Source organism: Qipengyuania vulgaris, from assembly GCF_009827325.1.
GTDB lineage: Bacteria > Pseudomonadota > Alphaproteobacteria > Sphingomonadales > Sphingomonadaceae > Qipengyuania > Qipengyuania vulgaris.
The window spans coordinates 321985-334554 of the sequence record NZ_WTYC01000001.1 but is presented as its reverse complement, the minus strand read 5'-3'; the positions used below and the strand labels follow the sequence as shown (position 1 = coordinate 334554).

At 62.4% G+C, this 12570-nt stretch carries 17 protein-coding genes; 14 read left to right on the top strand and 3 right to left on the bottom strand.

Annotated elements, in window-relative coordinates; translation table 11 throughout:
• The first annotated feature begins 36 nt into the window (after window positions 1-36).
• From GRI69_RS01725 to GRI69_RS01690, 8 genes are read left to right on the top strand one after another with little or no spacing between them, the layout of a single operon-like run.
• A complete protein-coding gene (locus tag GRI69_RS01725; protein ID WP_160726589.1) occupies window positions 37-885 on the top strand; it encodes a sugar phosphate isomerase/epimerase family protein in 849 nt (282 codons plus the stop codon).
• The gene (gene fsa / locus GRI69_RS01720; protein WP_160726588.1) at window positions 882-1541 is read left to right on the top strand and encodes a fructose-6-phosphate aldolase; all 660 of its coding nucleotides are present in this window, start codon (window positions 882-884) and stop codon (window positions 1539-1541) included. Before GRI69_RS01725 ends, fsa begins: the two co-directional genes overlap by 4 nt.
• Before the next feature lie 9 nt (window positions 1542-1550).
• A complete protein-coding gene (gene cobT, locus GRI69_RS01715; RefSeq protein ID WP_160726587.1) occupies window positions 1551-3377 on the top strand; it encodes a cobaltochelatase subunit CobT in 1827 nt (608 codons plus the stop codon).
• Complete coding sequence (locus tag GRI69_RS01710) at window positions 3377-3715, top strand: hypothetical protein (RefSeq protein ID WP_160726586.1); 339 nt, start codon at window positions 3377-3379, stop codon at window positions 3713-3715. The genes cobT and GRI69_RS01710 overlap by 1 nt, the downstream gene beginning before the upstream one ends.
• On the top strand, window positions 3706-4386 hold the full coding sequence (locus tag GRI69_RS01705; protein ID WP_337191007.1) for a nitroreductase: 681 nt from the start codon (window positions 3706-3708) through the stop codon (window positions 4384-4386). Before GRI69_RS01710 ends, GRI69_RS01705 begins: the two co-directional genes overlap by 10 nt.
• 26 nt (window positions 4387-4412) lie before the next feature.
• On the top strand, window positions 4413-5858 hold the full coding sequence (gene cysS, locus GRI69_RS01700) for a cysteine--tRNA ligase (RefSeq protein WP_160726585.1): 1446 nt from the start codon (window positions 4413-4415) through the stop codon (window positions 5856-5858).
• Entirely contained in the window at window positions 5846-6166 is a 321-nt protein-coding gene (locus GRI69_RS01695) for a DUF559 domain-containing protein (protein WP_160726584.1), read from the top strand. The genes cysS and GRI69_RS01695 overlap by 13 nt, the downstream gene beginning before the upstream one ends.
• 37 nt (window positions 6167-6203) lie before the next feature.
• Window positions 6204-7142: a D-2-hydroxyacid dehydrogenase gene (locus GRI69_RS01690; protein WP_160726583.1), complete on the top strand. Its 939-nt coding sequence runs from the start codon at window positions 6204-6206 to the stop codon at window positions 7140-7142.
• Here GRI69_RS01690 and GRI69_RS01685 read toward each other — a convergent pair whose 3' ends face one another.
• Window positions 7143-7496, bottom strand: coding sequence for a hypothetical protein (locus GRI69_RS01685; RefSeq protein WP_237452884.1), 354 nt, complete (start codon window positions 7494-7496; stop codon window positions 7143-7145).
• Window positions 7486-7698, bottom strand: coding sequence for a hypothetical protein (locus tag GRI69_RS01680; protein ID WP_160726582.1), 213 nt, complete (start codon window positions 7696-7698; stop codon window positions 7486-7488). Before GRI69_RS01680 ends, GRI69_RS01685 begins: the two co-directional genes overlap by 11 nt.
• A 167-nt stretch (window positions 7699-7865) precedes the next feature.
• Between GRI69_RS01680 and GRI69_RS01675 the strand changes: the two genes are divergently transcribed.
• The 3 genes from GRI69_RS01675 to GRI69_RS01665 all read left to right on the top strand — a co-directional run bounded on the left by GRI69_RS01675 (window position 7866) and on the right by GRI69_RS01665 (window position 9691).
• The gene (locus tag GRI69_RS01675; RefSeq protein WP_160726581.1) at window positions 7866-8504 is read left to right on the top strand and encodes a S24 family peptidase; all 639 of its coding nucleotides are present in this window, start codon (window positions 7866-7868) and stop codon (window positions 8502-8504) included.
• A gap of 114 nt (window positions 8505-8618) precedes the next feature.
• The gene (locus GRI69_RS01670) at window positions 8619-8948 is read left to right on the top strand and encodes a hypothetical protein (protein WP_160726580.1); all 330 of its coding nucleotides are present in this window, start codon (window positions 8619-8621) and stop codon (window positions 8946-8948) included.
• A 101-nt stretch (window positions 8949-9049) separates the two neighbouring features.
• The gene (locus tag GRI69_RS01665) at window positions 9050-9691 is read left to right on the top strand and encodes an MBL fold metallo-hydrolase (RefSeq protein WP_160727005.1); all 642 of its coding nucleotides are present in this window, start codon (window positions 9050-9052) and stop codon (window positions 9689-9691) included.
• Window positions 9692-9697: 6 nt separating this feature from the next.
• Here the strand turns inward: GRI69_RS01665 and GRI69_RS01660 are convergent, their stop codons facing one another.
• Complete coding sequence (locus tag GRI69_RS01660) at window positions 9698-10096, bottom strand: MAPEG family protein (protein WP_202391778.1); 399 nt, start codon at window positions 10094-10096, stop codon at window positions 9698-9700.
• Between the two features lie 239 nt (window positions 10097-10335).
• Between GRI69_RS01660 and rpmF the strand changes: the two genes are divergently transcribed.
• From rpmF to GRI69_RS01645, 3 genes are read left to right on the top strand one after another with little or no spacing between them, the layout of a single operon-like run.
• Window positions 10336-10518, top strand: a complete 183-nt coding sequence (rpmF, locus tag GRI69_RS01655; protein ID WP_160726579.1) for a 50S ribosomal protein L32 — start codon at window positions 10336-10338, stop codon at window positions 10516-10518.
• 26 nt (window positions 10519-10544) lie between these two features.
• The gene (gene plsX, locus GRI69_RS01650) at window positions 10545-11582 is read left to right on the top strand and encodes a phosphate acyltransferase PlsX (RefSeq protein WP_160726578.1); all 1038 of its coding nucleotides are present in this window, start codon (window positions 10545-10547) and stop codon (window positions 11580-11582) included.
• Window positions 11579-12544 carry a beta-ketoacyl-ACP synthase III gene (locus tag GRI69_RS01645; RefSeq protein WP_160726577.1) on the top strand — a complete coding sequence of 322 codons (966 nt, stop codon included), beginning with the start codon at window positions 11579-11581 and terminating at the stop codon, window positions 12542-12544. The genes plsX and GRI69_RS01645 overlap by 4 nt, the downstream gene beginning before the upstream one ends.
• Window positions 12545-12570 lie beyond the last annotated feature (26 nt).

The following is a 12570-nucleotide window of genomic DNA, read 5'->3' as shown; positions in this document are numbered from 1 at the left end:
CTTCGCGAAGACCGGAGAAGCTGGCATGATCGGGTGATGAGAATCGCCCTTTCCGCCTTTCCGCTGCTCTATCTGCTTTCCTGCACCGGCGTGACCACTCCGCCGCGCACCGACATCGGCGTGCAGCTCTATACCGTGCGCGGCGAAATGGAACGCGATGCCTTCGCCACGCTGCGACATGTTGCTGCGCTGGGTTTCGGGGAAGTCGAATTTGCCGGAGCCTACGGCAACCCGCCTGAGGCACTGTGCGCCGAAACTCGCAAGCTGGGGCTGGGCGTGGCTGCGGCTCATGCCGACTGGCAGAAGCTGCGGCGCGATCCCTCGGCGGCTATTGCCGAGGCGAAGGCACTGTGTGCCGATACCGTCATGCTTGCGTGGTTGCCGCCGGAAGAACGCCGGACGCGCGAACAATGGGAAAACTGGATAAACCAGCTCAACCGCGCCAACGAATTGGCGCGGGCCGAAGGGCTGGCGCTGGCATACCACGCGCATGATTTCGAGTTCGAGCAGGTGGGCGGCATACGTCCTATCGACTTGCTGATGGAAGGTCTCGATCCGCAAATCGGCTTCGAACTCGACACCTACTGGATCGCGAAAGCGGGGCTTGATCCGCTGCAATTCCTCAAGGACCATGCCGACCGCGTCACGCACCTCCACCTGAAGGACATGGCGGCCGACGGATCGATGGCCGATGTTGGCAATGGCGTGCTCGACATCGAGGCCATCGTTGCGCAGGCGCGGGCACAGGGAGTGAAGCACTTCCTGGTCGAACGTGATGATGCGCCCGATCCGTGGGCGAGCCTTGCAACAAGCCTTGACTCGCTGCGCCCGATGGCCTTGCAGCGTCGGGCACCTTCAATCCCCTCGGGAGCCACGAAACCATGAAATTCTTCGTCGACACCGCCGACATCGCCGACATCAAGGAAATGGCCGACACCGGCCTGCTGGATGGCGTCACTACCAACCCTTCGCTGATCGCCAAGTCGGGCCGCGATTTCATGGAGGTGACCAAGGAAATCTGCGGTCTCGTCGATGGTCCGGTGAGCGCCGAGGTGGTCGCTCTCGATCACGACACGATGATGAAGGAAGCCGAAACGCTACGGAAGATCGCAGACAATGTCTGCATCAAGGTCCCGCTGACGATCGACGGGCTCAAGACCTGCAAGAAGCTGACCAGTGAAGGCACGATGGTGAATGTCACCTTGTGCTTCTCCGCCAATCAGGCTTTGCTGGCTGCAAAAGCGGGAGCAACCTTCGTTTCGCCTTTCGTCGGCCGTCATGACGACAATGGCTTCGACGGCATGGAACTGATTGCCGATATCGCGCAGATCTATTCCAATTACGGCTTCGACACCGAAATCCTCGTCGCTTCGATCCGCAATCCGGTCCACGTGCTGCAGAGCGCACTGATCGGTGCGGATGTCGCCACCATGCCGCCCAGCGTGATCAAGGGTTTGTTCAAGCATGTCCTGACCGAGAAAGGCATCGAAGGCTTTCTCGCGGACTGGGAAAAGACTGGTCAGAGCATTCCGACTTCCTAACTAGCACCCGTGGCAGACCAGACACCCCTCGACCTGTTCAAGCAGGCGCTGACCGGCACGGCGCGGGCCATTGCGCACGAGCCGGAGGTCGAGGTCGCCTGGAGCGCGGATAGCCCGACGCAATCGGGCAAGAACTTCCGCGTGCCCTTGCCGGGCCGCACTCTTCCGCCCGAACAGGCGCGGGAAGCGCGGGGGTTTGCCGACAGTTTCGCGCTGAAGCTGCGCCACCACAACGAGAAGGTTCACGCCAAAGGCGCACCGCCCGAACCGATCGCGCGGGCCTGTTACGATGCAATCGAGCGGGTGCGTTACGAAGCGGTGGGTTCGACCCGCTATTCGGGGATGAAGGGCAATCTCGACGCGGCGGTGGAACTGCGCACTGCGAGCGATCCGATTGCGCGTGCGAATGAAGCGAAGGAGGTGCCGCTACCCACGGCGCTCTCGCTCATGCTGCGCGAGGCCCTGACCGGCGAGGAAATTCCCGACCGGGCCAAGCACGGGGTCGAGATGGTCCGCGAAGAAATTCTCTCGCGTATCGGGACCGACATGGAAGAACTTGCGGGCGCATTGGATGACCAGCGCGCCTTCCAGGATCTGACGCTCGACATGTTGCGGCATCTCGAACTCACTTTGCCAGACTCGCCCGAGGACGAGGGGCGGGATGATGGCGACGACGAGGAAGGCGAAAAGCCCGAGGACGATCAGGATTCGGACGAGGAAGACGAGGGCGAGGCACAGCCTCAGGAAAGCGACGCCCGCGGCGAAACCGTGGATGGCGAGGCTGACGGCGATGCCGAACAGGACGCCGAAGGCGAACAGGAAATGTCCGATGGCGACCCGTCGGACGAAGATGGCGAGGGTATGCAACCCGTCCGGCCGAACCGCCCGTGGACCGATCTCCCCGAAGATTTCGACTACAAGCATTATACCGACCAGTTCGACGAGGTGACCGAAGCACCCGAACTGTGCGATCACGAGGAACTCGACCGGCTCCGCGCTTATCTCGACAGCCAGCTGGCTGGCCTGCAGGGCATCGTGACCCGGCTCGCCAACCGCCTCCAGCGCCGACTGATGGCGCAGCAGAACCGCAGCTGGGATTTCGACCAGGAGGAAGGGCTTCTGGACGCCGCGCGCCTTACCCGCGTGGTGGTCAGCCCCGGACACGCGCTGTCCTACAAGATCGAGCGCGATACCGAGTTCAAGGACACGGTGGTCACCCTGCTGATCGACAATTCGGGTTCGATGCGCGGGCGGCCCATATCGATCGCTGCGATCAGCGCGGATATCATGGCGCGCACGCTCGAACGTTGCGGCGTGAAGACCGAAATCCTCGGCTTCACCACCCGCGCTTGGAAGGGCGGGCAGAGCCGCGAGAAATGGCTTGCCGACGGACGTCCCGCCAATCCGGGCCGCCTCAACGATCTGCGCCACATCGTCTACAAGAAGGCAGACGAACCGTGGCGCCGCGCACGCCGTAATCTCGGCCTGATGATGCGCGAAGGCCTGCTCAAGGAAAACATCGACGGCGAGGCGCTGCTCTGGGCGCACTCCCGCCTGCTCGCCCGCCCGGAGGATCGCCGCATCCTGATGGTCATCAGCGACGGCGCGCCGGTCGACGACAGCACGCTTTCGGTCAATCAGGCGGGCTATCTCGAAAGCCACCTGCGCAAGGTGATCGAGTGGATAGAGAAGCAGTCGCCGGTCCAACTCGCCGCCATCGGGATCGGTCATGACGTGACCCGGTATTACAAGCGCTCGGTGACGATCATGGACGTGGAACAACTCGGCGGGACGATCATCGAGCAGCTTGCCGGGTTGTTCGAGGTGGAGGGGTGATGCGTTTTCTGCTCCTAGCGATGGCGCTGACGACAGCCGCTTGCGGCTCCTCAAGAAGCGACCTCACAATTATCAATGGAACCGATGAGAGAATTTCTTCCATTCAGGTCGCTGCCGGTGGTGACGTTTGGTATTTAGATGACCTTGAAGCACGGCAAACAACGATGTTCACGGCACGCGTTTCGGGTGATGGAGGGCCAAAAGTGTCTTGGAGATGGCGCGATCAAATTCACGCAGACGATGCTTGTTATTACGCTGCTGGGTTTGGATACGGCTACGGTCCTAAAGGTCGTCTCCAGATAAATGGCTCAGAAATGGAAATTCTCCGATGCGAATGACCCCCTCCGAAGCCGTCCAAACTCGCCGCTCTATCCGTGCTTTCACCGACCAGCCGGTCGAGCGCGAGACGCTTACCCGCGTCCTTGAAAAGGCGCAGCGCTCGCCCTCGGGCGGCAACACGCAGCCGTGGCATGGCATCGTGCTGACCGGCGAGCCGATGCAGGCGCTGTTCGAACGCATCGCGCAGGAATTTCCCAAGGGCCGCGACGCGCATGCGCCCGAATATCATATCTATCCGCCCGAACTCGACGGGGCCTATGAAAAACGCCGCTTCGGTGTTGGCGAGGACCTCTACGGCGCGCTGGAGATTTCGCGCGAGGAAAAGGGCAAGCGCCTGATGTGGTTCGCCGAGAACTTCCGGGCGTTCGGCGCGCCCGTGATGATGCTGGTCCACACGCCCAGATACATGGGCCCGCCGCAGTGGAGCGATATCGGCATGTGGCTCCAGACCATCGCGCTGTTGCTGCGCGAGGAAGGGATCGACTGCTGTTTCCAAGAAGCCTGGGCGGTCTATTCCCCGCAAATCCGCGAGATGGTCGACATTCCCGAGGACCACATCTTTTTCTGCGGCATGGCCATCGGCTACCGAGATCCTGATGCCCCAGTGAACAATTTCGATGTGAAACGCGCCCCGCTGGATGAGGCCGTGCGCTGGGAGGGTTGGCAGTAAGCGCGCCGCGACCTAATGCGCTCGCCATGACCGACACGCCGCTCAAGCTGTTCAACTCGCTCACCCGCGAGATCGAGACCTTCACCCCGGTCCACCCGGGAGAGGCGCGCGTCTATACCTGCGGGCCGACGGTCTACAACTATCCCCACATCGGCAACATGCGCGCCTATGTCTTTGCCGACGTGCTGGGGCGGACGCTGAGCTGGAAGGGCTACGACCTCACCCACATCATCAACATCACGGATGTCGGCCATCTGACCGACGACGGGGATGCGGGCGAGGACAAGATGGAGAAGATGGCTGCGGAAAAGGCGCAGTCGATCTGGGACATCGCGAAGCACTACACCGAGGCCTATTGGGCCGACGTGAAGGCACTCAATATTCGCCAGCCGGCCAAATGGTCGGTCGCCACCGATTACATCGACGAGATGATCGAATTCGCGAAAGGTATCGCCGACAAGCACTGCTATGAACTCGAAAGCGGGCTCTATTTCGACGTTTCGACTGTCGACGATTACGGGCGTCTCGCACGCGCCGTGACCGAAGAGGGGGAGGGTCGGATCGAGACCGTGGACGGCAAGCGCAACTCGCAGGATTTCGCCATCTGGCGCAAGACCCCGGAAGGCGAGACACGCCAGATGGAATGGGATAGCCCCTGGGGCAAAGGCGCGCCCGGCTGGCATCTCGAATGCTCGGCCATGGGCGGCAAGCTGCTCGGCTTTCCCTTCGATATCCATACCGGCGGGATCGATCACCGCGAAATCCACCACCCCAACGAGATCGCCCAGAACCAGGCGCATTGTTGCACGAATGGTCTCGACAAGGCCGAGAACAGCGGCGCGCGCATCTGGATGCACAACAACTTCCTCGTCGAACGCAGCGGCAAGATGTCGAAGAGCGCGGGCGAGTTCCTGCGCCTCCAGCTGCTCATCGACAAGGGCTACCACCCGCTCGCCTACCGCATGATGTGCCTGCAGGCGCACTACCGCAGCGAGCTGGAATTCAGCTGGGAAGGTCTGCAGGCGGCGCTCACGCGTCTGAAGCGGATCGTGATGGCGACCGAGCCGCTCGAGGAAGAACTGGCCGGTGACCCTTCTCACCCCAAGTTCGCCCCCATGCGCGAAAAGTTCGCCGCCGCGATATCGGATGATCTCAATACTTCGGTGGCGCTGGTCGCACTGGAGGAGGTGATTGCGGTAAAAAAGGTCGATGGCGGCGTGAAACGCGCGGTGATCGAGGAAATGGACCGCGTTCTCGGCCTGGACCTGTTCGACCTGACCCGTGAGGATCTGCGCATTCGCCCCAAGTCGGCCGAAATCTCCGACGCGGAAATCGAAGCCGAAATCATCCAGCGCAAGGAAGCGAAGGTCGAAAAGGACTACGCCGCCAGCGATGCGATCCGCGCCAGCCTTGCAGCCAAGGGCGTAGAGGTTATGGATGGCGATCCGCTGGGATGGGAATGGAAGATTTGAGCAAGGCCGATCCGCTGACCCTGTTGTGGCAGCATCTCAAGGATGCACCGAAGGGATTGCTCTTCGTCCGTGATCACCAGGCCACGGGCTTCGTCCTGCCTTTCTATTGCGAGGACGCGCATCTGGCGATCGAGGTCGATGACGATCCCTTCAGGCCCAAGGACGATAGCGCGCGCGAAAGCTGGCAGGAACAGCACCGGGTCGACATCATGCAGATCCCGCCCAGCCACATCCTGCGTAACGCCAGCGAAGTGGCGGATGCCGTGCTCGACATCGCCACACGCCGCAAGGAACGGTTTGCGAAATAGCGCCCGAGCGGCAATGGAAAGCATCGAGGAGAAATCGATGACCAAAGCCGTTCTGTCCGCCCTGATCCGTCCGCTGGTCGAACCGCGCTTGCCCGAATGGGTCGAGCCGCTGTGGTTCATGGATCGGGAGCAGGCGCTGGAGATGGCGCCCGACGCGGAAATCGGCTGGTTCGACCTCAACGAGAAAGAGCCCATGGTCGAGATTGCACGCGCCGCAACGAACCTCAAATGGCTCAATTCGATCTATGCCGGGCTCGATTTCATGCCGCTCGACCTGCTGCAGGAACGCGGCGTCACCGTGACCAATGGCGTCGGCATCAATGCGATCACCATCGCCGAATATGTCGTCATGCTGATGCTCGCGCACGCCAAGGGATACGCGCAAGTCGTGCGTGCGCAGGACCGGCACGAATGGCTGATGGACAGCCCCGGCAAGCGCGAGCTGGCCGGTGAGCGGGTATTGCTCCTCGGGCTCGGCGCGATCGGCAAGCTCATCAAGACCCGGCTCGAAGCCTTCGACATGAAAGTGGTGCCGGTGCGCCGGTCGGGCGGGGAAGGGAGCTTACGGCCGGGCGAATGGCGCGAGAAGCTGGGCGAATTCGACTGGGTGATCCTCGCCGTGCCCTCCACCGAAGAGACCCGCCACATGATCGGCGAGATCGAGCTTGCCGCCATGCGCCCCAACGCCGTGCTGGTGAACATTGCGCGCGGCGATGTGGTGAAGCAGGACGATCTGGTCGCTGCCCTGCAGGAAAAGACGATCGAAGCCGCCCTGCTGGACGTCACCGATCCCGAGCCGCTTCCCGAAGATCATCCCTTGTGGGGTCTCGACAATGCACAGGTCACCATGCACCTGTCGGGCCGCGCGCAGACGAAGATGTTCCAGCGCAGCGCGGATCGGTTCATCGAGAACCTCCACCGCTGGCACAAGGGCGAGCCGGTGGAGCCGCAGATGGACCTCGCCGCGGGCTACTGATCACGCATCGGACAGCAGCAGCAATTCGCATTGCACCACCAGCCGCGGGCTGGGCACAAGGCGGTGCTCCACCTCGCTGATACCGGCATCGGCGACCAGTTGACCCGGCAGCGTGAATTCGTGCTCGGGCAGTGCGGCGATGAAGCGTTCCCCTGCCTCTATTGCCTCCTCGCCCGCGAACAGGAGCGAGAGGCTGTGGCGGGTACCGCCAAAGGTGATGCTGGCCCAGGCCTTCTCGCCGTGGGTGATGACCTGTGCGCGGTGCTCGGCAAGGACCAGCAGGGCGCTGCGGAGGCGGTCTCCGTCCGTCCGGCGGGCACGGGGTGGGCGCGGGGGCTTGCCTTCACTGGACATGGAGCGACTCCCGCGAGGATTCGCCGCAGGCCGCCTCGAAACCGGACATAAAACCGCGGATGCGCGCTTCGGTCTGGCCGCGCGGTTCGCGGCCCATCCTGAGATCGAGGACGAAGCGCGGATCATGTGCGGCAAGGCGGCCGAACTTGGTCGGCGGCATATCGTGGACGCGAAGAAATTGCTCGATGCTGCGGATCAACATGTTTGTGCTCCCCATGGCTGTATCCGGTTGGCGAATCGCTCGCCCTGTTCCTGATTCGTTCCAGTCCAAATCCTACTTGTCTAGGAAAAATCCTATGCTATAGGAATTTTCTCGTATGGGCCGCCGATCAATGAGGTTGGGGGCTTGGGCGGCGGAAGGAGCAATCTATGGATGGCATGAGCCCGGACCGTTCCCGGCTGGTCGAACTGACCGAGAAGAGTCGCACCAGTCTCGCGTCCCTCTCCGCCATGTTGGGCCGCAATCCCAGTTACCTGCAGCAGTTCGTCCGCAAGGGGAGCCCGCGCAAACTGGAAGAAGCCGATCGCCGCCGCCTGGCCGAATTCTTCGGTGTGGCCGAAGTCGAACTGGGCGCGGATCCCGGGCATTCGCCTCGACGCGAGTCGGAGGATTTCATCGCTGTTCCGCGTCTGGCACTTGGGGCTTCGGCAGGGCCTGGGGCCTTTTCAGCGGAGGAAATTTCCTTCGACAGCTTCCGTTTCAGTCGCCGCTGGCTGCGCGAGATGGGCCTCGAAGGTGCCGATCTCACCGCCATCCGGGTCGAGGGCGACAGTATGGAGCCGACCTTGCGCAGCGGCGACGAGATATTCGTCGATCGCAACAAGCGCGCTGGCGAAGGCGTCCATGTGGTGCGCATCGGCGATGCGCTTCACGTCAAGCAGGTGCAGGCCAGCGCGCCCGGGCGCATCGCCCTGATCAGCGCCAATGACGCCTATGCCCCGATCGAGCTTGCCCGCGAGGATGTCGAGGTGATCGGCAGGGTGGTCTGGAAAGGTGGCCGCATATAGTTCGGGCTCATCCGCAAGAACTTCTCCCAAAAGGAACAATCGCTTGCCGGGTCCGTATGTCCCCTGAAACCCCGCGTGAGGACGGCGCGGCGGGGTCAGACATGGAGAACAACGATGCGCAAGACCCTCATTCCCGTCGCCCTGGCCGGCACTGTCCTTCTCGGCGGCTGCGCCACTTACGGCAGCAATGGCGGCCTTCTGGGCGATATCCTCGGCGGCGATGATTACGGTTACAATGCCGGTAGCGAATTCGAACGTGCTGCAGCCAACGCCTGCGGGCGAGAAGGTTCGCGCTACGGACGAGTCCGCATCGAACGGGTTGACCAGCGAGACCGGGACTACGTCTATGTCTACGGCCGGATCGACAGCCGCGATCGTAATCGCGACGAATTCACCTGCGTTTTCCGCGCGGACGGACGGGTTGTCGATTTCAATCTGAGGTAAGCGATCGCGGGCCTATCGAAGATCCCCGGAATGCGCACTTGCGACAAGTCGGCGCGTATCTCACATAGGCCCGCATGACCCAAACGCCTTCAACCCCTCCGATGAAAGCCGGTATCGTGCCGGTAACGCCTCTCCAGCAGAACTGTTCGCTGATCTGGTGCACCTCGACCAACCGGGGAGCATTGATCGATCCCGGGGGCGATCTCGACAAGCTGAAGGCGGCCGTCGCGAAAAGCGGGGTCGAGCTTGAGAAAATCCTGATCACCCATGGTCATATGGACCATTGCGGTGAAGCGGGCGTGCTGGCCAAGGAACTGGGCCTGCCGATCGAAGGCCCGCATGAGGCGGACCGGTTCTGGATCAGCCGCCTCGATGAAGACGGCGCGCGCTACGGCATGAATTCGCAGGTTTTCGAACCCGATCGCTGGCTCGAGGATGGCGACACGGTGACGGTGGGCGACCTGACTCTCGAGGTGATCCACTGCCCAGGCCACACGCCTGGCCACGTGGTCTTTTTTCACCGACCGAGCAAGTTCGCCGTGGTGGGCGACGTCCTCTTCCAGGGCAGCATTGGGCGCACCGATTTCCCGATGGGAAACCATCAGGACCTGATCGATGCAATCACCAAGAAACTCTGGCCGCTGGGCGACGATGTGACCTTCATTCCCGGCCACGGCCCCACCAGCACCTTCGGGCAGGAGCGCAAGACCAACGCCTTCGTCAGCGACGCGGCGCTGGCCTAGCTCCGGTTACATCAATCCGAGCGTTATCAGCACCGCCACTAGGGCGAGGCCGAGCTGGGTCACCATGGTTATGATGACGCCCGCGGAACGTCCCTTGCCGAGCGTCCCGCCGTCCATTCCGAATCCGTGCGCCACGCGTCCCAGCATGTAGATGGCTGCGACCCATGCGAGCCAGCGATCACCATGGCCCGAAAGCTCGATGGCCGCGATCAGCACCAGAACGAAGGCGGTATTCTCGACAAAGTTGAGCTGCGCCCGCATTCGCGCGGTAAGCGGGCCGCCCGCATCGTCTCCGATGGAAACCTTGTGCTTTATGCGCATCTGCCCGACGCGTATCGAAAGCCACAGGTTGATGATCGCGGCAGCCGCGGCGGCGGTCAGCGTGACCGGAAGGACGATACCCATTGAAATTCTCCCCTTTGCGAGCCCATGCTGCAATGGCTAGAGCCTCCGGTTCGGGCCAGCAATCGACCTGCCACGATTATCCTCCGCTCCGCTTGCATACTCCGCAGAAATCGCTATAGCGCGCGCCTTCACCGTCACGGTCGGGAAGTTCGTCGCCACCGCGCTCTTGTGCGTTGCCGGACCTTCCCCTAGGGCGGCCACCGAAATTGACTGAAATTGTTTGAGGAACAGGTGCCGAGATGGCCGTCCCCAAGAGAAAAGTATCGCCACACCGCCGCGGCAACCGTCGTTCGCATGATTCGCTCAAGGTCGAAGCTCATCACGAGTGTTCGAACTGCGGCGAGCTGAAGCGTCCGCACAACCTCTGCCCGCATTGCGGCTACTACAACGGGCGCGAAGTTATCGCACCCGAGGGTCTTTAAGCCTCTAGCTTGATTCGGAGAACGTCATGAGTTTGCCGCGTATCGCCATTGACGCGATGGGCGGTGATGAAGGCGTTCGCGTGATGATCGAAGGCGCCGCGCTTGCGCGCAGGCGTCACGATCGATTCAAGTTCCTGCTGGTCGGCGATGAAACGCAGATCAGGGCTGCGCTTGCAGATCACCCCGGCATGTCCGGAGCGAGCGAGATTCTGCATTGCGAGGATGTGGTCGGGGGTGACGAAAAGCCTTCCAGGGCACTTCGCCGCGCCAAGACCACCAGCATGGGGCTCACGGTCGATGCGGTGAAGCGGGGCGAGGCTGGTGCCGCCGTATCGGCCGGTAATACCGGCGCGCTGATGGCGATGAGCAAGCTTGCACTGCGCACCATGCCGGGGCTCGACCGGCCTGCTCTTGCCGCCCTTTTGCCGACACTCACGGATGACGATGTCATCATGCTCGATCTCGGCGCGAACCGCGAATGCGATCCGCACAACCTCGTCCAGTTTGCGATCATGGGTGCAGCCTATTCCCGCATCGTAACCGGTCGCGAACGGCCGCGAGTGCGTCTGCTCAATATCGGCACCGAAGAAACCAAGGGCACCGAAGACATCCAGGCCGCGGCAGACCGGCTGCGCGCTGCCGAAGGCCTTGCGATGGACTTCGAAGGCTATGTCGAAGCGGACAAAATCAACCGCGGCGAATGCGACGTGGTGGTTTGCGACGGCTTTTCGGGCAACATCGCCCTGAAGGCGATCGAGGGCGCGGCGCGGTTCGTGACCGACCTGCTCCGCAGTGCATTTTCTTCCTCCCTGCGGTCCAAGATCGGCTTCCTGGTTTCGCGCCCGGCAACCGAGCTGCTGAAGCATCATCTCGACCCCAACAACCACAATGGCGCGGTCTTCCTCGGCCTCAATGGCGTGGTGGTGAAAAGCCACGGCAGCGCCAATGCGAAGGGCGTGGCCAATGCCGTCGAAGTGGCGGCACGCCTGCTGGAAGACGATATCACCAACCGTATCGCCAAGGACCTCAGCGCCATCGACACGATGAGCCTGGGCGCGAAATGATCCGTTCGGTCATCACCGGCAGCGGCAGCTCGCTCCCCCGGGATTGCGTGACCAATGCCGACCTCGAAGCCCGCGTCGATACCACGGACGAATGGATCGTCGAGCGCACGGGAATCCGGCAGCGCTATATCGCTGGCGAGGGCGAAACGACGTCCACGCTCGCTACCGATGCGGCCCGCAAGGCGCTCGCCGATGCCGGCGTGGATGCCAGCGAAATTGGATTGATCATCCTCGCCACCGCAACACCCGACCATACATTCCCGGCCTCCGCCACGCAGGTCCAGCAAGCCTTGGGTTGCCGCGGCGGAGTGGCGTTCGACGTGCAGGCCGTGTGCTCCGGCTTCCTCTATGCGCTCGCCACCGCCGATTCGCTGCTGCGCACCGGCATGGCGACCAAGGCCCTGGTGATCGGCGCGGAAACCTTCAGCCGGATCCTCGACTGGGAAGACCGCACCACTTGCGTGCTCTTCGGTGACGGGGCGGGCGCGGTAGTTCTCGAAGCGCAGGATGTGGCCGAGGACGGCCCCGGCATTCTCGCCACTCGCCTGCATGCCGATGGCGAGCACAAGGACCTGCTCTATGTCGACGGGGGTCCGTCAACCACGGGCGAGGTCGGCAAACTGCGCATGAAAGGCCGCGAGGTCTTTCGCCATGCCGTGGTGAACCTCGCCGACGTGCTCAATGAAGTGCTCGGCGATGCCGGGATAACCGCGCAGGAAATCGACTGGGTCGTACCGCACCAGGCCAATGCGCGCATCCTCGATGCAACCGCCCGCAAGCTCGGCCTTTCGACGGACAAGATCGTGGTGACGGTGGACCAGCATGCCAATACCTCGGCCGCTTCGGTGCCGCTGGCATTCGACGTGGCCCGCAAGGATGGACGCATCAAATCGGGTGATATGGTGATGTTCGAAGCGATGGGCGGCGGGTTCACCTGGGGCGCCACGCTGGCCCGATTATAACTTTTGATAGATTTATAGGGTCGCTC

What these genes read in the sequence shown, in the direction of transcription:
- GRI69_RS01725 (WP_160726589.1), top strand. Translation starts at nt 37, where the DNA reads ATGAGAATCGCCCTTTCCGCCTTTCCGCTGCTCTATCTGCTTTCCTGC.
- fsa (WP_160726588.1), top strand. Translation starts at nt 882, where the DNA reads ATGAAATTCTTCGTCGACACCGCCGACATCGCCGACATCAAGGAAATG.
- GRI69_RS01710 (WP_160726586.1), top strand. Translation starts at nt 3,377, where the DNA reads ATGCGTTTTCTGCTCCTAGCGATGGCGCTGACGACAGCCGCTTGCGGC.
- GRI69_RS01705 (WP_337191007.1), top strand. Translation starts at nt 3,706, where the DNA reads ATGCGAATGACCCCCTCCGAAGCCGTCCAAACTCGCCGCTCTATCCGT.
- cysS (WP_160726585.1), top strand. Translation starts at nt 4,413, where the DNA reads ATGACCGACACGCCGCTCAAGCTGTTCAACTCGCTCACCCGCGAGATC.
- GRI69_RS01695 (WP_160726584.1), top strand. Translation starts at nt 5,846, where the DNA reads ATGGAAGATTTGAGCAAGGCCGATCCGCTGACCCTGTTGTGGCAGCAT.
- GRI69_RS01690 (WP_160726583.1), top strand. Translation starts at nt 6,204, where the DNA reads ATGACCAAAGCCGTTCTGTCCGCCCTGATCCGTCCGCTGGTCGAACCG.
- GRI69_RS01685 (WP_237452884.1), bottom strand. Translation starts at nt 7,496, where the DNA reads ATGTCCAGTGAAGGCAAGCCCCCGCGCCCACCCCGTGCCCGCCGGACG.
- GRI69_RS01680 (WP_160726582.1), bottom strand. Translation starts at nt 7,698, where the DNA reads ATGTTGATCCGCAGCATCGAGCAATTTCTTCGCGTCCACGATATGCCG.
- GRI69_RS01675 (WP_160726581.1), top strand. Translation starts at nt 7,866, where the DNA reads ATGGATGGCATGAGCCCGGACCGTTCCCGGCTGGTCGAACTGACCGAG.
- GRI69_RS01670 (WP_160726580.1), top strand. Translation starts at nt 8,619, where the DNA reads ATGCGCAAGACCCTCATTCCCGTCGCCCTGGCCGGCACTGTCCTTCTC.
- GRI69_RS01665 (WP_160727005.1), top strand. Translation starts at nt 9,050, where the DNA reads ATGAAAGCCGGTATCGTGCCGGTAACGCCTCTCCAGCAGAACTGTTCG.
- GRI69_RS01660 (WP_202391778.1), bottom strand. Translation starts at nt 10,096, where the DNA reads ATGGGTATCGTCCTTCCGGTCACGCTGACCGCCGCCGCGGCTGCCGCG.
- rpmF (WP_160726579.1), top strand. Translation starts at nt 10,336, where the DNA reads ATGGCCGTCCCCAAGAGAAAAGTATCGCCACACCGCCGCGGCAACCGT.
- plsX (WP_160726578.1), top strand. Translation starts at nt 10,545, where the DNA reads ATGAGTTTGCCGCGTATCGCCATTGACGCGATGGGCGGTGATGAAGGC.
- GRI69_RS01645 (WP_160726577.1), top strand. Translation starts at nt 11,579, where the DNA reads ATGATCCGTTCGGTCATCACCGGCAGCGGCAGCTCGCTCCCCCGGGAT.